At 61.0% G+C, this 19,263-nt stretch carries 17 protein-coding genes; 8 read left to right on the forward strand and 9 right to left on the reverse strand.

The features are described 5' to 3' along the window. Positions 1-7: 7 nt before the first annotated feature. Entirely contained in the window at positions 8-280 is a 273-nt protein-coding gene (locus tag ACYZT4_RS16570; RefSeq protein WP_461981385.1) for an HPr family phosphocarrier protein, read from the forward strand. Positions 281-390: 110 nt separating this feature from the next. Here the strand turns inward: ACYZT4_RS16570 and pmbA are convergent, their stop codons facing one another. Further along, the gene (gene pmbA, locus ACYZT4_RS16575) at positions 391-1,737 is read right to left on the reverse strand and encodes a metalloprotease PmbA (protein WP_461981387.1); all 1,347 of its coding nucleotides are present in this window, start codon (positions 1,735-1,737) and stop codon (positions 391-393) included. Between the two features lie 108 nt (positions 1,738-1,845). Here pmbA and yjgA point away from each other — a divergent pair, with 108 nt between their 5' ends. Continuing rightward, entirely contained in the window at positions 1,846-2,370 is a 525-nt protein-coding gene (gene yjgA, locus ACYZT4_RS16580) for a ribosome biogenesis factor YjgA (RefSeq protein WP_007901505.1), read from the forward strand. 48 nt (positions 2,371-2,418) lie between these two features. Here the strand turns inward: yjgA and tldD are convergent, their stop codons facing one another. From tldD to mreB, 8 genes are all read right to left on the reverse strand, one after another. Next, entirely contained in the window at positions 2,419-3,861 is a 1,443-nt protein-coding gene (gene tldD / locus ACYZT4_RS16585) for a metalloprotease TldD (RefSeq protein WP_461981390.1), read from the reverse strand. Between the two features lie 18 nt (positions 3,862-3,879). Continuing rightward, positions 3,880-4,728 carry a carbon-nitrogen hydrolase family protein gene (locus ACYZT4_RS16590; protein ID WP_461981392.1) on the reverse strand — a complete coding sequence of 283 codons (849 nt, stop codon included), beginning with the start codon at positions 4,726-4,728 and terminating at the stop codon, positions 3,880-3,882. 155 nt (positions 4,729-4,883) lie between these two features. Continuing rightward, the gene (locus ACYZT4_RS16595) at positions 4,884-8,687 is read right to left on the reverse strand and encodes a YhdP family protein (protein WP_461981394.1); all 3,804 of its coding nucleotides are present in this window, start codon (positions 8,685-8,687) and stop codon (positions 4,884-4,886) included. Between the two features lie 75 nt (positions 8,688-8,762). Next, positions 8,763-10,220, reverse strand: coding sequence for a ribonuclease G (gene rng / locus ACYZT4_RS16600; protein WP_461981396.1), 1,458 nt, complete (start codon positions 10,218-10,220; stop codon positions 8,763-8,765). A 57-nt stretch (positions 10,221-10,277) separates the two neighbouring features. Next, entirely contained in the window at positions 10,278-10,874 is a 597-nt protein-coding gene (locus tag ACYZT4_RS16605; protein ID WP_461981398.1) for a Maf family protein, read from the reverse strand. Between the two features lie 43 nt (positions 10,875-10,917). Then, positions 10,918-11,409: a rod shape-determining protein MreD gene (gene mreD / locus ACYZT4_RS16610; RefSeq protein WP_461981400.1), complete on the reverse strand. Its 492-nt coding sequence runs from the start codon at positions 11,407-11,409 to the stop codon at positions 10,918-10,920. Continuing rightward, positions 11,409-12,473, reverse strand: coding sequence for a rod shape-determining protein MreC (gene mreC, locus ACYZT4_RS16615; protein ID WP_461988708.1), 1,065 nt, complete (start codon positions 12,471-12,473; stop codon positions 11,409-11,411). The genes mreD and mreC overlap by 1 nt, the downstream gene beginning before the upstream one ends. Before the next feature lie 188 nt (positions 12,474-12,661). After that, complete coding sequence (gene mreB / locus ACYZT4_RS16620) at positions 12,662-13,699, reverse strand: rod shape-determining protein MreB (RefSeq protein WP_002555108.1); 1,038 nt, start codon at positions 13,697-13,699, stop codon at positions 12,662-12,664. A gap of 214 nt (positions 13,700-13,913) precedes the next feature. On the opposite strand from mreB, the gene gatC reads away from it, so the two are divergent. The 6 genes from gatC to ACYZT4_RS16650 all read left to right on the forward strand — a co-directional run bounded on the left by gatC (position 13,914) and on the right by ACYZT4_RS16650 (position 19,142). Continuing rightward, positions 13,914-14,201 (forward strand): Asp-tRNA(Asn)/Glu-tRNA(Gln) amidotransferase subunit GatC, encoded by a 288-nt coding sequence (gene gatC, locus ACYZT4_RS16625; protein WP_008026876.1) that lies wholly within the window; start codon positions 13,914-13,916, stop codon positions 14,199-14,201. 16 nt (positions 14,202-14,217) lie between these two features. Then, positions 14,218-15,669 carry an Asp-tRNA(Asn)/Glu-tRNA(Gln) amidotransferase subunit GatA gene (gatA, locus tag ACYZT4_RS16630; RefSeq protein ID WP_461981402.1) on the forward strand — a complete coding sequence of 484 codons (1,452 nt, stop codon included), beginning with the start codon at positions 14,218-14,220 and terminating at the stop codon, positions 15,667-15,669. A gap of 10 nt (positions 15,670-15,679) precedes the next feature. Beyond that, on the forward strand, positions 15,680-17,125 hold the full coding sequence (gatB, locus tag ACYZT4_RS16635) for an Asp-tRNA(Asn)/Glu-tRNA(Gln) amidotransferase subunit GatB (protein WP_461981404.1): 1,446 nt from the start codon (positions 15,680-15,682) through the stop codon (positions 17,123-17,125). Positions 17,126-17,279: 154 nt separating this feature from the next. Next, on the forward strand, positions 17,280-17,654 hold the full coding sequence (locus tag ACYZT4_RS16640; RefSeq protein ID WP_461981406.1) for a septal ring lytic transglycosylase RlpA family protein: 375 nt from the start codon (positions 17,280-17,282) through the stop codon (positions 17,652-17,654). A gap of 100 nt (positions 17,655-17,754) precedes the next feature. Beyond that, entirely contained in the window at positions 17,755-18,765 is a 1,011-nt protein-coding gene (locus ACYZT4_RS16645; protein WP_461981408.1) for a calcium/sodium antiporter, read from the forward strand. Then, the gene (locus tag ACYZT4_RS16650; protein WP_461981410.1) at positions 18,762-19,142 is read left to right on the forward strand and encodes a carboxymuconolactone decarboxylase family protein; all 381 of its coding nucleotides are present in this window, start codon (positions 18,762-18,764) and stop codon (positions 19,140-19,142) included. The genes ACYZT4_RS16645 and ACYZT4_RS16650 overlap by 4 nt, the downstream gene beginning before the upstream one ends. Positions 19,143-19,263: the final 121 nt, after the last annotated feature.

Consider the following 19,263-nt stretch of genomic DNA (forward strand, 5'->3'; position numbering starts at 1 on the left):
CATCGCGATGCCTGCTCTGGAAATCGAAATCATCAACAAGCTGGGTTTGCATGCCCGCGCTTCCGCCAAATTCGTTGGGGTGGCGGGCAAGTTCCCCTGCCAGATCAGAGCCGGGCGCACGCCTGAGTCCATGGTCGACGGCAAAAGCATCATGGCCATGATGATGCTGGCGGCCGGCAAGGGCACGAAAATCCATCTGAGCACGGAAGGCGAGCAGGAACAGGAAGCGCTGGATGCACTGGTGGCACTGATCAACAATTTCTTCGACGAAGGCGAATAACCCCGTTGTAGCAGTTGTCGAAGGCAGCCTTCGGCAGTTGCTGCAAAAGTCCGCACATAAAAAAGGCGCGCCACCCAATGGGTGGCGCGCCTTTTGTGCAACGGTGAGGTTTAGCTACCCGCCACCATCATCCGTTCGATCAGTACCGAACCCGTGCGAATGTTGCTGCGCAGTTCCAGGTCATTCCCCACCGCTACGATCTGCTTGAACATGTCACGCATGTTCCCGGCGATGGTCACTTCCTGCACGGCGAACTGGATTTCACCGTTTTCCACCCAATAACCCGCCGCACCGCGCGAGTAATCGCCGGTGACCATATTCAGGCCTTGCCCCATCAGTTCGGTAACCAGCAGGCCACGGCCCATGCGACGGATCAGGGCGGCCTGATCTTCGTCGCCGTGGGTCACGAAAAGGTTATGCACGCCGCCGGCGTTGGCGGTGCTCGGCATGCCGAGCTTGCGCCCGGAGTACGTCCCGAGAATGTAGGACACCAACTCGCCCTTCTCGACGAACGGTTTAGCGTAGGTTGCCAGACCATCGCCATCGAACGCCGAGCTGCCCATCGCCCGCATCAGGTGCGGACGCTCATCGAGGGTCAGCCATTCCGGGAACAGCTTCTGCCCGAGCGTGCCTTCAAGGAACGACGATTTGCGATACAGGCTGCCACCGGAAATCGCCGAGAGGAAACTGCCGAACAAACCACCGGCCAGCTCAGCGGAAAACAGCACCGGCACTTCACAAGTCGGCACCGGCCGCGCGCCCAGACGGCTCGCGGCACGTTGCGCGGCACGCTGGCCGATGCTCACCGGGTCGGCGAGCAAGTTGCCCTGGCGGTTCACGTCGTACCAGTAGTCGCGCTGCATCTGGCCGTCAGCTTCCGCGATCATAACGCAGCTCAGGCTGTGACGAGTCGACGCATAACCGCCGATAAAACCGTGACTGTTGCCGTAGACGCGGCAGCCCTGGTGGGTGCTCAGCGTAGTGCCATCGGCGTTCTTGATCCGTGCATCGGCATCGAATGCAGCGGCTTCACAGAGCAAGGCTTTTTCGATGGCCTGCTCCGGCGTGATATCCCATTCGTGGAAAAGATCGAAATCCTGCAGGTCCCTGGCCATCAGCGCGGCATCTGCCAGGCCCGAGGCTTCGTCTTCGGAGGTGTGCTTGGCGATGGCCAACGCCGCCGCGACGGTTTCGCGGATGGCTTCAGGCCCACTGGCCGAGGTGCTGGCCGAGCCCTTGCGCTGGCCCACATACAGGGTGATGCCAAAGCCCTGATCGCGGTTGAATTCAACGGTTTCCACTTCACGCTGGCGTACTGAAGTCGAAAGGCCCTGCTCCAGGGACACCGCCACTTCACAGGCACTGGCGCCTTGGCGTTTGGCTTCAGCGATGATTTGCTCGACCTGTTCCTGCAGTGCCGGCAACGCTTGCGGGCCGACGCTTTCAACTGCACTCATGCTGTTCTCCACTCAAATTCTGCTTTCGGTAAAGGCCTTCGAGCGACCGGGCCGGACAAGCGGCCCCCGACTGGTTATCATGGCGGCGTTTCTTTGCGGACGGCCACCATGGTTGATTCTTACGACGACTCCCTCGATACGGGAGAAAAAAGCAAATCCCAGGTTAAACGCGAGCTGCATGCTCTGGTTGACCTCGGCGAACGCCTTACAACGCTCAAGCCTGACTTGCTGGCAAAACTGCCGTTGACCGACGCCATGCGCCGGGCACTGGCCGATGCGCCCAAGCACACCGCGAATATCGCGCGTAAACGGCACCTCATGTTCATCGGCAAGCTGATGCGCGATCAGGACACTGACGCCATTCTCACTTTGCTCGATCAACTCGATGCCTCCACCCGGCAGTACAACGAACGTTTCCATGGCCTGGAACGCTGGCGCGATCGCTTGATCGCGGGCGACGATGCAGTCCTGGAGAAGTTCGTGCTCGACTACCCTGAGGCTGATCGTCAGCAGTTGCGCTCCCTGATCCGTCAGGCCCAGCACGAACTGGCGACCAACAAGCCACCGGCATCGAGCCGTAAAATCTTCAAGTACATCCGTGAGCTGGACGAGACGCAACGCGGTCTGCGTTAAATCTCGTATCGGGTGAGCCGCTAAGCGGTTCACCCGAAGCTCCATCCCCTACGATCCTGTGCCACCCACAGTGATCGCATCAATTTTCAGCGTTGGCTGGCCGACACCTACCGGCACCGACTGCCCATCCTTGCCGCACGTACCCACACCGCTGTCCAGCGACAAATCGTTGCCGACCATCGACACCTTGCTCATCGCTTCAGGGCCGTTGCCGATCAATGTCGCGCCTTTGACCGGGGCGGTAATCTTGCCGTCTTCGATCAAATACGCCTCACTGGTGGAGAACACGAATTTGCCGCTGGTGATGTCCACTTGGCCGCCGCCCAAGTTGGCGCAGTAGATGCCCCGTTTCACCGAGGCGATGATTTCCGCCGGGTCGCTTTCGCCCGCCAGCATGTAGGTGTTGGTCATGCGCGGCATCGGCAGGTGCGCGTAGGATTCACGGCGACCGTTGCCGGTGCGGGCCACGCCCATCAGGCGGGCATTGAGTTTGTCCTGCATATAGCCTTTGAGGACGCCGTTTTCGATCAACGTGGTGCACTCGGTTGGCGTGCCTTCGTCGTCGACACTCAGCGAACCGCGACGACCGGCCAGCGTGCCGTCATCGACGATGGTGCAGAGTTTGGATGCAACCATTTCGCCCATGCGCCCACTGTAGGCAGAGCTGCCCTTGCGGTTGAAATCGCCTTCCAGACCGTGGCCGACGGCTTCATGCAACAGTACGCCGGACCAGCCAGAGCCCAACACCACTGGCAATGTTCCCGCCGGTGCCGGAATGGCTTCAAGGTTGACCAGTGCCTGGCGCAAGGCTTCACGGGCATAACCCATGGCACGGTCTTCGGCGAGGAAATAACGGTAATCGGTACGACCGCCGCCGCCATGGCCGCCACGTTCGCGGCGGCCGTTTTGCTCAACGATCACGCTGACATTGAAGCGCACCAACGGCCGCACATCTGCGGCCAGACTGCCGTCGGTGGACGCCACCAGAATGCGTTCCCAGACGCCGGCCATGCTCACGGTCACTTGCTGAATACGCGTATCGAGCGCACGAGTGGCGACGTCAATGCGCTTGAGCAGATCGACTTTCTCGGCGCGGGTCAGCACTTCCAATGGGTTGTCCGGCCCGTACAGCTGGGCGACATCCTGAGTGGTGAACGCCTGCACCGTGCCATTCTGGCCGGCGCGCGAGATCGAACGGGCCGCGCGAGACGCCGCACCGAGGGCTTCGAGGGTGATGGCATTGCTGTAGGCAAAACCGGTTTTCTCACCCGATTGCGCCCGCACGCCAACGCCTTGGTCGAGGTTGAAGCTGCCTTCCTTGACGATGCCGTCTTCCAGCGCCCAGGACTCGGAAATCTGCCCCTGGAAATACAGGTCGGCGGCGTCGATGCCCGGGCCGGCCAGATCGCCGAGCACACCTTGCAGGCTCTCGATCGTCACGCCGCCGGGCGCTAACAGGTGGTCACTGACTGAGGACAACAACTCGCTCATATGCTTTACGCCTTAAATTCATCGTTCTGAGGCAGGTCGCTGGGCGCCCTGCGAGAAAAAGCGCCGGTGACTGGACACCGGCATCCGCGCCCGGATGGACGCCTGTTCGCTGCTATCGCGTTCGGCCAGCAGCACGGCCTCGCCCTGATCCCGTTGCGCCAGCACACGGCCCCACGGGTCGACGATCGAAGCATGGCCATAGGTTTCCCGTGGCCCCGGGTGCGTTCCGCCTTGCGCCGCCGCGAGCACATAACACTGGGTCTCGATGGCCCGCGCACGAATCAGCACCTCCCAATGCGCCGCGCCGGTCACTGCGGTAAACGCCGACGGTGCGGTAATCAATTCTGCGCCGGCAGCACGCAATTCGCTGTACAGCTCGGGGAAGCGCAAGTCGTAACACACCGTCAGGCCGACCCGACCGACGGGCGTGTCCGCCACCACCACGCCACTGCCATAAGCATAGTCATCGGATTCACGGTATCGCCCGCGGGTGTCCGCCACGTCTACGTCGAACAGGTGCAACTTGTCGTATCGCGCCACTGTCTCGCCGTGGTCATTGACCAGGAGCGAACAGGCATGCACCTTCGCCGTCGGCTGATCCACCGGCGGCAACGGCAATGTGCCGGCGACTATCCATAACTTGAGGGCGCGGGCGGTCTGTTTCAACCAGGGCAGGATTGGACCGTCACCCAAAGCCTCCGCGCGGCCGATGTCAGCGATGTCGCGACGGCCCATGGCGGCGAAGTTTTCCGGCAGCACGGCAAGCGTCGCACCCGAGGCCGCGGCTTGCTCGAGCAGGCGACGGGCCTGGGCCAGATTGGCCAGCACATCGCTCTGGCTGACCATTTGAATCACCGCAAAAGACATATCGACATCAACCTTGTAGGGCGAGCTCGCTCGCGATGGACGTGAACGATAACGCGGGTTGCCAGGTTAAACGCGTTACCCCTGCGTTTTTCGCGAGCAAGCTCGCTCCTACAAGGGGGGACGTCGTTTGAGCCATGCTACTCCATCGCCTCGCTTCAGAAAGGTTTGTCGAAGGTGATTTTCGGCTCTTTCCACGGGCCTTTAACGGTGTATTTCACGCTGGCGAAGCGCGCTACGCGATCACCGATCAGTTTGTCGATCAGGAACAACGCGCCACCGATGGCCGGGGCGCCGACGATCAACGCGGCAATTGGCAGGTTGTTGGTCACCGGCAAAGTCACCAACAGTTTTGCATCGACCTGATCACCGACCAGATCCAGCTTGCCATTAAGCTCGATATTGCTCGACGGCCCGGTCAACACGATCGGCTCGCGGGTCACGTACATCCCGTTGGTCGCGACCAGCAGCCCCTTGACCCGGTCATAACTCAAGCCTTTGCCGAAGAGGTCGGAGAAGTCCAGGCGCAAACGGCGGCCAATGGAGTTGAAGTTGAGCAGGCCAAACACCCGCAACGCCTGCGCGCCGCCCTCGACTTCGACAAACTGGCCTTTATTCAGCGACGCATCCAACGTGCCGGAGAAACGCTTGGACGCCAGCCAGGCCGGTGAGCCAGGCCAGTTACCGTCGACATCCATATGAAAATCTTCGCTGGTGACACTTGGCGCAAAACCCCAGCCTTTCAACACGTCGGCGAGATTCTTGCCGCTGATCCGGCCCTTGAACCAACTGGTGGACGCGCCCGGCGCTCCTTCCCAGCCGCCATTGCCTTGCAGCAGAATGCCTTTTAGGCCCATATCCAGTGTATTGAGCGCGATGCCCTTGGCGGTCGGACGTACTTTCAGCGACCAGCCCCCCACCAAATCCTGCCCCTGGAACAGTTGATTGATGGTGATGTCCAGCGCCGGGATTTTGCTTGGGTCCACGGTTGCCAACGGATCCGGCGAGTTTTCATCGGCGAGGACGGTCGGGTCCGGCGCCGGCAGGCGAACGTATTGCAGATTGACCGCGATCGGCGTGGCTTTCGTATCGGGGATTCCGACGGCACCCTTGACCTGCTGACTGTCGAGTTGCAAGGCCCACGCGTTCGGCTTGCGGTTCAACTGCACCGACGCCTTATCAAGTGTGGTGCCCATGCCGCTGAGCTTGCCAACCTGCAAATCCGCACTGCTGAGCAACTGCTTGGCGCTGCCGCCCGGGTCCTGACCGGCATACTTGTCGACGAGGTCTTTCCACGGGCCGACGTCCAGTTCCGAGAGCACGCCGCGCACGCGCAGGCCTTTGGCCCCAGGCAATGTGGCGTCGCCGCCGCCGAGGAACAGCTCGCCACGACCGTCAGCAAAACTGCCGGGCGGTGCCGCAAAGGTGAAGCTCGCCAGGTCGCCGTATTTGACCCAGTAACGCCGCTCCTGCCCTTGCAGGGTCATGCGGAACATCGTGTCGCGCCCGACATCGGCGGCCATGCCGAACGGCGCCGGCAGATCAACCACCACGCCTTGAAGGTTGGAGTTGACCATCAACTGGCTGTCGGCACCGTCCAGATTCAGCTGCAACGAATACGGAATCAGGCCGGACACCGGCAACGGCTGCGTGACGCTCAGCCAGTCGGTAAGTTTCTTCACCTCGACCTGCCCCGAAGCCGTAACACGAGTCTTGAGGCTGCCCGGACTGCCATCAGCAAAAATCTGTGCGGTGACCGGTTTGTCAAAGGCACGCGCAATGATGTTCTGACCGCTCAAACCTTTGGCGCTGTCGAAACGGAAATCGCCCTTGAGTTGCGTCAGCTCAAGCACCGGATCCGCCAGTTTCAGGCGCGCCTTGGCGGTCTTGAAGTCGACGAGGATTTTCGGCTGCTCACCTTTGGCCAGCGGGATATCCAGTTTCAGCTTGCCCTGCAGATCACCGTCACCCTCCCATCCGGCGAAGGTGTCGGCAGTGCCGATTGGCGCTTCCTGAAGAATTTTCAGGCCATCACCGAGCCCGCCGGCGAACGCGCCGTCGAGCAACAGGTGGCTGCTTTGTCCGGCCGGGGCATGGGGAATGTTGACGTAAATGTCACGCACCTGGGTGTCGAGCAATTGGCCTTTGCTGGCCAGAATCCGCACACCGCTGTCTTCGACAAACACATCGCCCGAGACCTTGCTGACATGCGGCCAACCCGGCTGGAACGCCAGTTCGGCATCGTGAACCTTGAAGAACAGGCTGATGCTGCGATCAGCGTCGGCCGCGCCTTGGTTCAGCGAGCCCTGGTACTGGAAGAAACCTTGGTCTACCGCGCCTTTGAGAATCGCTGTGCGCAACCATTCGTCGAGTCCCGGGCTGAGCACCGCCGGCAGGTACTTGGCGGTGTATTTACCATCGCCTTCGAGCATGCCGACCCGCAGGTCCATGTAGTCTTCCTGGGTGTGGTCGAAATGCAGGCGGATCAGGAAGTCGCCGGCAATCTTGCCCTCCTCGCCCAGAACTTTCAGGTACGGCGCGATCAAGGTGAAACTTTCTTTGTCGATTTTCCAGGTCAGGCGGGCGTTGGCCTGTATGTATTGCCATGGTTTGGCGAAAATCGGGTCCAGGTGCAGGACAAAATCCTTGCTGTCCATGCGCAGTTCGCCATGGCCAAGGTCACCGCTGATGCTGCCGCTGATATTCCGCGCGGCTGGCGCGCCGTGATAAGCGTTAAAACCGACCCGATCGAGGTTGGCGGCGAAGCTGACCTTGGTGTCGTCGGTGGCGTTGGGCCGAAAATCGACGAGCACGTTGCGCAAACCACCGGTGACCTTGAGTCGCTCGACGGCGATGGCGACACCTTCGGGCAACGGGCCCAAGGCATTCAGCAACGGGGTCAGCGGCGTGAGGTCGAGCCGGTCGGCTTGCAGGTGCCAGAGCTCCTGAGCCTTGTCGGTGGCCAGGCTTTGTTTGAGTTGCAGGTGCGATTCCCAGCGGGTTTCCCCAAGGTTCATGGCCAGGGAATCCAGAGTGACCAGGACACCGTCAGAGCCGCGCTGGAAGTAGCCGTTGAGCGCCAGGTTTTTAATCTGTACAGGCTTGCGCTCGGCGTAGGCACCCTTGAGTTGCGGCGCATTCAAGCGAATGGCGGCGCTTTGTAGCGCACCCTTGTTCCAGTTGATCCAGAGCTCGCCACCGGCCTTGATCTCGGAGAAATTCCATTGCCGGGTCAGACGTTCCGGTAGCCATTTTGACCAGTCGCTCTGCGGCAGGCTCAGGTAGGCATCCGCTTCGCCGTCCTTCCACTCGCTGGCACGAATGCGCGTACGCAGGCTCATGGCCACGGGCTGACCGTCGGGCAACGTCAGCCGCGCGTCGAGTCGCTGACGAGAGGCACCGGTTTTCAGGTTCAGGGCCACATAGGTCAGGGTCAGCGGCGGCTGATCCAGTGGCTGCAAAGTGACCTGACTGTCGAGCACCGACAGTTGCTGGACCATTTGCAGACGATTGAGCAATTGTTCCGGGTCCAGCGACTGATCTTGCTGAACCGGCAGACCTTCCAGCGCCCACTGACCGTCCGCGGCTTCCTTGAGGCTGATCTTCAGGCCATTGAGTTCCAGATGAGCGATGCGCACTTCGCGCGCCAGCAGGCTGGCCCACAGGTCCGGCACCGCACGCACTTGATCCAGGCGCAGCGCGTTGGTGCCCTCGCCTACCATCACGTCGTGCGCCAGCAGAATCGGTGCGAAACCGTGCCAGTTACCTTCCAGTTCACCGATGTGCAGCGGCATGCCCAGCGCGGCGCCGGCCCGGGTTTCGACTTCCGCCCGATACTCGGCCACCAGCGGCGTCAGTTCGCGACCGAGACTGACGTAAAGCGCCATCAGCACCAAAGCCAACGCGCACAGGCCCAGACCCCAGCGGGTCAGTGCGGCCAACATGCGTGTCAGACGGTCCATGTCAGGTGGCTCCCATGGCGAAAATACTGCAAAAAGCTGAAGCCAGCCCTGCTAGTCGAGTTGAAATACAGCGCTTCAGAGCAGCACCACGTCGTATTGTTCCTGGGAATACATGGTTTCCACCTGGAACCGAATGGTGCGCCCGATAAAACCTTCCAGCTCGGCGACGTTGCCCGACTCCTCATCCAGCAGACGGTCGACGACTTTCTGGTTCGCCAATACACGATAGCCCTCAGCCTGATAGGCGCGAGCTTCGCGGAGGATTTCCCGGAAGATTTCGTAGCAAACGGTTTCCGGCGTCTTCAGCTTGCCCCGGCCCTGACAGCTGCTGCACGGTTCGCACAGCACTTGTTCGAGGCTTTCGCGGGTGCGCTTGCGGGTCATCTGCACCAGGCCCAGCTCGGTGATGCCGATGATGTTGGTCTTGGCGTGATCACGCTCCAGTTGTTTCTCCAGCGTGCGCAATACCTGACGCTGGTGCTCTTCGTCTTCCATGTCGATGAAGTCGATGATGATGATCCCGCCCAGGTTGCGCAGGCGCAGCTGGCGAGCGATGGCGGTCGCGGCTTCGAGGTTGGTCTTGAAGATGGTTTCTTCGAGGTTGCGGTGACCGACGAACGCTCCGGTGTTGACGTCGATGGTGCTCATGGCTTCCGCCGGGTCCACCACCAGGTAACCGCCGGATTTCAGCGGTACTTTGCGTTCGAGGGCTTTCTGGATTTCGTCTTCGACGCCGTACAGGTCGAAAATCGGCCGTTCACCCGGATAATGCTCAAGGCGATCGGCGATTTCCGGCATGAGTTCGGCGACGAACTGCGTGGTTTTCTGGAAGGTTTCCCGGGAGTCGATGCGGATCTTCTCGATCTTCGGGCTCACCAGGTCACGCAAGGTGCGCAGGGCCAGGCCAAGGTCCTCGTAGATCACGCTCGGCGCACCGATGGTTTTGATCTGGTCGTTGATCTGGTCCCAGAGCCTGCGCAGGTAACGGATGTCCATGAGGATTTCGTCGGCGCCGGCGCCTTCGGCAGCCGTGCGCAGGATGAAACCACCAGCTTCCTTGATACCTTCCTTGGCCACGCAATCGGTGACCACTTGCTTGAGGCGTTCACGCTCGGCTTCGTCTTCGATCTTCAGCGAAATGCCGACATGCGCGGTGCGCGGCATGTACACCAGATACCGCGAAGGGATCGACAGCTGAGTGGTCAGGCGCGCGCCCTTCGAACCGATCGGGTCCTTGGTGACTTGCACCACCAGGCTCTGACCTTCATGAACCAGCGCGCTGATGCTTTCGACTGTCGGGCCTTCTCGCAGGGAAATTTCCGAGGCATGAATAAACGCCGCGCGGTCCAGGCCAATGTCGACGAATGCCGCCTGCATGCCCGGTAAAACGCGCACGACTTTGCCTTTGTAGATGTTGCCGACGATCCCGCGCTTCTGCGTGCGCTCGACATGGACCTCTTGCAGGACACCGTTTTCAACCACCGCCACGCGCGATTCCATCGGCGTGATGTTGATCAGAATCTCTTCACTCATGGCAGGGTCTCGTTCAGGCATGTTCACGATAATGGCCGCATCTTGTCAGTACGACGCTCAACGCGCGTTAAGGTTTTGCCAACAGGGTATGCCGAAATGGCCGAGCAGCTCAGCGGTTTCGCACAGCGGCAGTCCAACCACTGCTGAGTAGCTGCCATCGAGCCCGGCGACAAACACCCCACCCAGGCCTTGAATGCCGTAACCGCCGGCCTTGTCACTTGGTTCGCCGCTGGCCCAGTAGGCCGCCGCTTCAGCGCGATCAATAGGGCGAAAACGCACCAGACTGCGTACCACACGCGATTCGCAGCGCTCAGCATTGAGCACGGCAATGGCGGTGAGCACTTCATGTTCGTGTCCTGCCAGCATCATAAGCATGGCGCACGCGTCGGCTTCGTCCACCGGTTTGCCGAGAATTTTCCCGTTCAGCACCACGGCGGTATCGGCGCCCAGCACACAAAAATCGGCGCTGGACACGACCGTCCCGTGCCCGGCTTCGGCTTTGCCGCGCGCAAGACGCTCGACGTAGGCCGATGGCGATTCATGATTCACAGGGGTTTCATCGATGTCCGCGCTGATGGCGCAGAACGGCACGCCGATCTGCGTGAGCAGTTCACGCCGACGCGGCGAGCCAGAGGCGAGATACAGCTGTTTCATCCAGACATCTCCCTGTCGAGGTACGGGCTTATGCCTGACCGGTTTAGCTGATTTTGTAACGCCGGCGCAAACCACGCAAACCGTAGCTGACCCATGGCCAGAGCAACGCGCTGACCAGCGCCGGCAGCACCAGCGCCAGCGTCGGCTGACGGTTGCCGGTCAGGGCACTGAGCCAGAGTTGCACCAACTGCGCGAGGCCGAAGATCACCAGGATGACCAGACTCTGTTGCCACATCGGGAACATGCGCAGGCGCTGTTGCAGTGACAGCACCAGGAAAGTGATGAGCGTCAGGATCAATGCGTTCTGGCCCAACAATGTGCCGTAGAGCACGTCTTCGGCGAGGCCGAGGCACCACGCCGTCACCATGCCAACTTTCTGCGGCATGGCCAACGCCCAGAACGCCAGCAACAAGGCGAGCCACAGCGGGCGGAGAATTTCCATGAATTGCGGCAGCGGCGAAACGCTGAGCAACAGGCCAATGGCGAACGTCAGCCAGACCATCCAGCCGTTTCGGGAGGCGGTAGCACCGACCATTATTCTCTTCCCCCAGGGGTAGCCGGCGCGGAGACAGGCGGTTTGGCAGCAGGCTTCACAACGGCAGGTTTGGCAGCGGGCTTGGCGGCCGGTTTCGCCGGGGTTGCGGCAGGTGCTGCCGGCACAGGCGCAGCTGCCGGCGTCGGTGCAACCGGAGCGGGTGAAGCGGGTACTGTCGCCGGAAGGATAGTGGCGGGTCTGGACACGACGGGCGGAATCATCGGCCCGCCGCCGTGTTGATCCAGCGCTTCCTGGGCCTGAGCGGCTTCGTTGGCGCGTTCTTCGGCAGTACGACTGTCACTGAAGACCAGCAACAGGTAACGGCTGCGGTTCAACGCAGCGGTCGGCACGGCACGGACAATCGCAAACGGTTGGCCGGAATCGTGAATCACTTCCTTGACCGTTGCGACCGGGTATCCCGCCGGGAACCGCTGGCCAAGACCGGAGCTGACCAGCAGATCGCCTTCCTTGATGTCCGCCGTGTCGGCGACGTGACGCAGTTCAAGTCGCTCCGGGTTACCGGTGCCGCTGGCAATCGCGCGCAGCCCGTTACGGTTGACCTGGACGGGGATGCTGTGGGTGGTGTCGGTCAGCAGCAGTACACGGGAGGTGTACGGCATCAACTCGACCACCTGGCCCATCAGGCCGCGGGCATCAAGCACCGGCTGACCGAGGACCACACCATCGCGCTCACCTTTGTTGATGATGATGCGGTGGGTGAACGGGTTGGGGTCCATGCCGATCAACTCGGCCACTTCGACCTTCTCGTTGACCAGCGCAGAAGAATTGAGCAACTCGCGCAGCCGAACGTTCTGCTCGGTGAGGGCGGCAAGCTTTTGCATGCGGCCCTGCAGCAGCAGGTTTTCGGTCTTGAGTTTTTCGTTTTCAGCGACCAGCTCGGTCCGGCTGCCAAACTGGCTAGCCACACCTTGCCATAGCCGCTGTGGCAGGTCGGTGATCCAGTAAGACTGCATCAGTACCAGCGACATCTGACTACGCACTGGCTTGAGCAGTGTGAAGCGGGCATCGACGACCATCAGCGCGACCGATAGCACGACCAGCACCAACAAGCGCACGCCCAGTGAAGGCCCTTTGGTGAAAAGCGGTTTAATAAGCCGCTCCTCCCAGGCAAATATTTTCTTTTTTCATACGGCAGACCGGCCTGGAAACAGACTGACAGAAGATAAACGCCAACAGGCAGCACTGCAAAGTGCCGCCTGCGCGCTCAACAGCATAGATGCATCGGGCGAGATCACTCGCTCGACAGCAGATCCATGGTGTGTTTATCCATCATTTCCAATGCACGGCCACCGCCGCGAGCTACGCAGGTCAGCGGATCTTCGGCAACGATCACCGGCAGACCGGTTTCCTGGGCCAGCAGCTTGTCGAGGTCACGCAGTAAGGCGCCACCACCGGTCAGCACCAGGCCACGCTCGGCGATGTCGGAGGCCAGCTCCGGAGGCGATTGCTCCAGTGCACTTTTCACGGCCTGAACGATGGTGGCCAGGGACTCTTGCAGAGCTTCCAGCACTTCATTGGAGTTCAGGGTGAATGCGCGTGGAACGCCTTCCGCCAGATTACGACCACGCACGTCGACTTCACGCACTTCGCCGCCAGGGTAGGCCGTACCGATTTCCTGCTTGATGCGCTCGGCGGTGGATTCGCCGATCAGGCTGCCGTAGTTGCGACGCACGTAGGTGATGATCGCTTCGTCGAAGCGGTCGCCGCCAACCCGTACGGATTCGGCGTAAACCACACCGTTGAGGGAAATCAGTGCGATTTCAGTGGTGCCGCCACCGATGTCGACAACCATCGAACCGCGAGCTTCTTCAACCGGCAGGCCGGCACCGATCGCAGCAGCCATTGGCTCTTCGATCAGGAACACTTCACGTGCGCCGGCACCGAGGGCCGATTCACGGATGGCACGACGCTCAACCTGGGTGGATTTGCACGGGACGCAAATCAACACACGAGGGCTTGGCTGCAGGAAGCTGTTTTCGTGAACCTTGTTGATAAAGTACTGCAGCATCTTTTCGCAGACGCTGAAGTCGGCAATCACGCCATCCTTCATCGGACGAATGGCAGCAATGTTGCCCGGCGTACGGCCGAGCATGCGCTTGGCCTCAGTGCCGACAGCGACGACACTTTTCTGGTTACCGTGTGTCCGAATAGCCACAACCGATGGCTCATTCAGGACGATTCCGCGCTCGCGCACGTAAATAAGGGTGTTGGCAGTGCCCAGGTCAATGGAAAGATCGCTGGAAAACATGCCACGCAGTTTCTTGAACATGGGAAAGGGACCCTAGGCAACGCGTGGGTAAAAAAGTGCGGCAAACTCTAACAACGACAGGGATTTTGGGCAAGGCGCCAATATGTTAAATTGGCCGCTTTTCTGTGCACCAACCCCCACAATCGCGGCCTTATGACCGTAGAAATGCGGTAGTGTTCCGACAATCTAACACACGGATAGCATCCGTTCTGTTTTCCTTCCACTGGAGAATCCCATGACGCTTGAACGCTCCGACGTGGAAAAAATCGCTCATCTGGCCTGTCTGGGCCTTAATGATGCCGATCTTCCACACATCACTTCGGCCCTGAACAGCATTCTGGGACTGGTCGACGAAATGCAGGCGGTCAATACCGACGGTATCGAACCGCTCGCCCATCCACTGGAAGCCAGCCAGCGCCTGCGTGCCGACGTCGTGACCGAGACCAATCATCGCGAGGCCTATCAGTCCATCGCACCAGCGGTCGAAAACGGCCTGTACCTGGTTCCGAAAGTCATCGACTAAAGGGAAAGAGCCTGCAATGCATCAATTGACTCTGGCCGAGATCGCCCGCGGACTCGCCGATAAAAAGTTTTCTGCCGAAGAGCTGACCAAGACCCTGCTGGCGCGTATCGCCCAGCTCGACCCTCAGCTCAACAGTTTCATCAGCCTCACCGAAGACCTGGCGCTCCAGCAGGCGAAAGCCGCTGACGCACGCCGGGCCAAGGGTGAGAGCGGCGCCCTGCTCGGCGCGCCGATTGCCCACAAAGACCTGTTCTGCACCCAAGGCATCCGCACCAGCTGCGGCTCGAAGATGCTCGACAACTTCAAGGCCCCGTACGACGCCACCGTCGTCGCCAAACTCGCCGCGGCCGGCACGGTCACGCTGGGCAAGACCAACATGGACGAATTCGCCATGGGTTCGGCCAATGAGTCGAGCTATTACGGCGCGGTGAAAAACCCGTGGAACCTGGAGCACGTGCCGGGCGGTTCGTCCGGTGGTTCCGCTGCCGCCGTGGCTGCACGCCTGTTGCCTGCCGCGACCGGCACCGACACCGGCGGCTCGATCCGCCAACCCGCCGCGCTGACCAACCTCACCGGCCTGAAACCGACGTACGGTCGCGTTTCGCGCTGGGGCATGATTGCCTACGCGTCCAGTCTCGATCAGGGCGGCCCTCTGGCGCGCACCGCCGAAGATTGCGCGATCCTGCTACAAGGCATGGCCGGTTTCGACCCGCAAGACTCCACCAGCATCGACGAGCCCGTGCCGGATTACTGCGCCAACCTCAACGGTTCGCTGCAAGGCCTGCGCATCGGGGTGCCGAAGGAATACTTCAGCGCGGGTCTCGACCCGCGTATCGCTGACCTGATCATGGCCAGTGTCGAAGCGCTGAAAAACCTCGGTGCCGTGATCAAGGACATCAGCCTGCCGAACATGCAGCACGCGATTCCTGCGTACTACGTGATCGCTCCGGCAGAGGCCTCGTCCAACCTGTCGCGGTTCGACGGCGTGCGCTTCGGTCATCGTTGCGAACACCCGAAAAACCTCGAAGACCTCTACAAGCGCTCCCGTGGTGAAGGTTTCGGTCCGGAAGTGCAGCGCCGGATCATGGTCGGCGCCTACGCGCTGTCGGCCGGTTACTACGACGCCTATTACCTGAAAGCGCAGAAGATCCGTCGATTGATCAAGAACGACTTCATGGCCGCCTTTAACGAGGTCGACATCATCCTCGGCCCCACCACGCCGAACCCGGCCTGGAAGCTCGGCGCGAAGAACAGCGACCCGGTCGCTGCGTACCTGGAGGACGTCTACACCATCACCGCCAACCTCGCTGGCCTGCCGGGCTTGTCCATGCCTGCCGGTTTCGTCGATGGCCTGCCGGTCGGCGTGCAACTGCTCGCTCCATATTTCCAGGAAGGCCGTTTGCTCAACGTTGCGCACCAGTATCAGCAGAACACTGACTGGCACACTCGCACCCCAACCGGCTTCTGAGGAGAAACACATGCAATGGGAAGTCGTGATCGGGCTGGAGATTCATACTCAGCTCACCACCCGGTCGAAAATCTTTTCCGGTAGTTCCACCACCTTCGGTTCCGAGCCGAACACCCAGGCCAGCCTGGTTGACCTCGGCATGCCCGGCGTACTGCCGGTGCTGAACCAGGAAGCGGTGCGCATGGCGGTCATGTTCGGTCTCGCGATCGATGCCGAGATCGGCCAGCACAACGTGTTCGCCCGTAAAAACTATTTCTACCCGGACCTGCCGAAGGGCTACCAGATCAGCCAGATGGAATTGCCGATCGTCGGCAAGGGTCACCTGGACATCGCACTGGACGACGGCACGATCAAACGTGTCGGCGTGACCCGTGCGCACCTTGAAGAAGACGCCGGCAAAAGCCTGCACGAAGAGTTCAACGGCGCCACCGGTATCGACCTGAACCGCGCCGGCACTCCGCTGCTGGAGATCGTCTCCGAGCCGGACATGCGCAACGCCAAGGAAGCGGTGGCCTACGTCAAGACCATCCACGCACTGGTGCGTTACCTCGGCATCTGCGACGGCAACATGGCCGAAGGCTCGCTGCGCTGCGACTGCAACGTGTCGATCCGGCCCAAGGGCCAGGTTGAATATGGCACTCGCTGCGAGATCAAAAACGTCAACTCGTTCCGCTTCATCGAGAAGGCGATCAACAGCGAAGTCCGTCGTCAGATCGAACTGATCGAAGACGGCGGCAAAGTGATCCAGCAGACCCGTCTGTACGATCCGAACAAAGACGAAACCCGTCCGATGCGCAGCAAAGAGGAAGCCAACGACTACCGTTACTTCCCCGATCCGGACCTGTTGCCGGTGGTCATCGAGAACTCGTTCCTCGACGAAGTGCGCGCCACCCTGCCGGAATTGCCGCCGCAGAAACGCGAGCGTTTCCAGGAGCAGTTCGGTCTGTCGGTCTATGACGCCAGCGTCCTGGCCACCAGCCGCGAGCAAGCCGATTACTTCGAGAAAGTCGTGAGCATCAGCGGCGACGCCAAGCTGGCGGCCAACTGGGTGATGGTGGAACTGGGCAGCCTGCTGAACAAGCAAGGTCTGGACATCGACCAGTCCCCGGTGACCGCCGAGCAACTGGGCGGCATGCTGCTGCGCATCAAGGACAACACTATCTCCGGCAAGATCGCCAAAGTGGTGTTTGAAGCCATGGCCAATGGCGAAGGCAGCGCCGACGAGATCATCGACAAGCGCGGCCTCAAGCAAGTGACCGACAGCGGCGCGATCTCGGCGGTGCTGGACGAAATGCTCGCGGCCAACGCCGAGCAGGTCGAACAATACCGCGCGGCAGACGAAGCCAAACGCGGCAAGATGTTCGGCTTCTTCGTCGGCCAGGCCATGAAAGCCTCCAAAGGCAAAGCCAACCCGCAACAGGTCAACGAACTGCTGAAAAGCAAGCTCGAAGGCTGATGAGCATGGAGCCAGGTTTAACGTCTGGCTCAGATCCTTGTAGGAGCGAGCCTGCTCGCGATGGTGTGTCAGTCGACATCTTCGTAGCTGACCCACCATCGCGAGCAGGCTCGCTCCTACCGTTGTTTTGGGGAGCATTTGTGGGAGCTTTTAAATGATGCGTCTACTCGGCGCCTGCGCCCTGCTCTCGTTGCTGGCCGGTTGTGCCAGCAACGACATCGTCGATCCACACGGCTACGACCAGACAGGCGTGGCGTCCTTTTACGGCGCCAAACACCAAGGCAAACGCACCGCCAGTGGCGAGCGTTTCGACAAGAATTCCCTGACCGCCGCCCACCGTCAGCTACCCTTCGGCACGCGGGTAAAGGTCACCAACCTGAAAAACGACAAATCCTGCGTAGTGCGGATCAATGATCGCGGGCCGCATACTCGCGGGCGCCTGATCGATGTGTCCCACGAAGCCGCCGAACAATTGGGCATGCTCGGCAGCGGCACCGCACGGGTTCGCGTGCAAGCCATCGACGACTGACCACGGAGCCCCGACCATTTTCGGACTTGCCGACATACCCCTGCTCAGCGTAATCGAACTGCTCAGCGGCCTGGTGCTATTGATCGCCGGAGCCGAGCTGATGGTGCGCGCCGCCGTGCGCCTGGCGGCGCGACTGCACGTGCGGCCGTTGATCATTGGCCTGACCATCGTCGCCCTCGGCAGCAGCGCCCCGCAAATGGCGGTCAGCCTGCAAGCCACGCTGGCGCAAAACGCCGACATCGCCGTCGGCAGCGTGATCGGCAGCAGCATTTTCAACATCCTCGTCACCCTCGGGCTGTCAGCGCTGATCATTCCGCTGCGGGTGTCGCGGCAATTGGTGCGTCTGGACATTCCGTTGATGATCGGCGCCAGCCTGCTGGTGTTCGTTCTCGCATGGAATGAAGAGCTGACCCGTACCGATGGTGTGATGCTGCTGACCGCGCTGGCGCTGTACCTGGGCTTGTTGCTGCGTCAGTCGCGGCACTCGGCCCGTCCGCAATCGAGCCCTCAGGTCGGCCCTGAAGTACCGTGGATCAGCAGTTTGCTGATGATCGTCGCCGGCTTGGCGATGCTGGTGTATGCCGGGCACTTGTTGTTGGGCGCCGCAGTGGCGGTTGCCACCGACCTGGGGCTGTCGGAGCGAATCATCGGCCTGACCATCGTGGCGGTGAGCACGTCGCTGCCGGAACTTGCCACCTCGCTGATCGCGGCGTTGCGCGGCCAGCGCGACATTGCCGTGGGGAACGTGATCGGCAGCAACCTGTTCAACCTCCTGGGGGTGCTGGGCGTGACCGCGCTGATTGCGCCGTCGCCGTTGTCGGTCTCGCCCAATGCGCTGGATTTCGACTTGCCGGTAATGCTCTGCGTCGCAACGCTGTGCCTGCCGGTGTTTTATTCCGGCTACCGGGTGACTCGCGCCGAAGGCTTGCTGTTTCTCGGCTTGTACCTGGCCTACGGGCTGCACGTGGTGTCATTTACCACCGGCATGCCGCTGGCCGGCAAGCTTGAACACCTGATGCTGTTTTTCGTCCTGCCGGCGCTGGTGGCGTTTCTGCTGTTCACTTCACTGCGCGCCTGGCATCGCCAACACCACAAGAGGGAATTGCCATGACCGAGACTAAAAAAGCGGGGGTTGAAGTGCGCCGCCAAGTGATGGGCGACGCGTTCGTCGATCGCGCATTGGGCAATGCCACCGAGTTCACCCAGCCGCTGCAGGATTTCGTCAATGAACACGCCTGGGGCAGTGTGTGGAATCGCGAAGGCTTGCCGCTGAAAACCCGCAGCCTGATCACCCTCGCCGCACTGACCGCACTGAAGTGTCCGCAAGAATTGAAAGGTCACGTGCGCGGCGCACTGAACAACGGGTGCACGGTGGAAGAGATCCGCGAGGCGCTGCTGCATTGCGCGGTATATGCCGGCGTGCCGGCGGCAATCGATGCGTTTCGGGCGGCGCAGGAAGTGATCGACAGCTATCAGAAGCCGGAGTAAATCCCGGTATTTACGGTGTTTGATCGACCGTCATCGCGGGCAAGCCCGCTCCCACAGGGTTTTGGGTGTGAACACAATTTGATTAACCACAAAGAAAACTGTGGGAGCGGGCTTGCCCGCG

Source organism: Pseudomonas sp. GB2N2 (assembly GCF_054897705.1).

Coding starts and splice junctions, on each gene's coding strand:
- mreD (WP_461981400.1), bottom strand. CDS start 11,409: ATGGTCGGTGCTACCGCCTCCCGAAACGGCTGGATGGTCTGGCTGACG.
- rng (WP_461981396.1), bottom strand. CDS start 10,220: ATGAGTGAAGAGATTCTGATCAACATCACGCCGATGGAATCGCGCGTG.
- ACYZT4_RS16570 (WP_461981385.1), top strand. CDS start 8: ATGCCTGCTCTGGAAATCGAAATCATCAACAAGCTGGGTTTGCATGCC.
- yjgA (WP_007901505.1), top strand. CDS start 1,846: ATGGTTGATTCTTACGACGACTCCCTCGATACGGGAGAAAAAAGCAAA.
- mreB (WP_002555108.1), bottom strand. CDS start 13,699: ATGTTCAAGAAACTGCGTGGCATGTTTTCCAGCGATCTTTCCATTGAC.
- ACYZT4_RS16645 (WP_461981408.1), top strand. CDS start 17,755: ATGGTGCGCGCCGCCGTGCGCCTGGCGGCGCGACTGCACGTGCGGCCG.
- pmbA (WP_461981387.1), bottom strand. CDS start 1,737: ATGAGTGCAGTTGAAAGCGTCGGCCCGCAAGCGTTGCCGGCACTGCAG.
- gatB (WP_461981404.1), top strand. CDS start 15,680: ATGCAATGGGAAGTCGTGATCGGGCTGGAGATTCATACTCAGCTCACC.
- ACYZT4_RS16605 (WP_461981398.1), bottom strand. CDS start 10,874: ATGAAACAGCTGTATCTCGCCTCTGGCTCGCCGCGTCGGCGTGAACTG.
- gatA (WP_461981402.1), top strand. CDS start 14,218: ATGCATCAATTGACTCTGGCCGAGATCGCCCGCGGACTCGCCGATAAA.
- ACYZT4_RS16640 (WP_461981406.1), top strand. CDS start 17,280: ATGATGCGTCTACTCGGCGCCTGCGCCCTGCTCTCGTTGCTGGCCGGT.
- tldD (WP_461981390.1), bottom strand. CDS start 3,861: ATGAGCGAGTTGTTGTCCTCAGTCAGTGACCACCTGTTAGCGCCCGGC.
- ACYZT4_RS16595 (WP_461981394.1), bottom strand. CDS start 8,687: ATGGACCGTCTGACACGCATGTTGGCCGCACTGACCCGCTGGGGTCTG.
- gatC (WP_008026876.1), top strand. CDS start 13,914: ATGACGCTTGAACGCTCCGACGTGGAAAAAATCGCTCATCTGGCCTGT.
- ACYZT4_RS16590 (WP_461981392.1), bottom strand. CDS start 4,728: ATGTCTTTTGCGGTGATTCAAATGGTCAGCCAGAGCGATGTGCTGGCC.
- ACYZT4_RS16650 (WP_461981410.1), top strand. CDS start 18,762: ATGACCGAGACTAAAAAAGCGGGGGTTGAAGTGCGCCGCCAAGTGATG.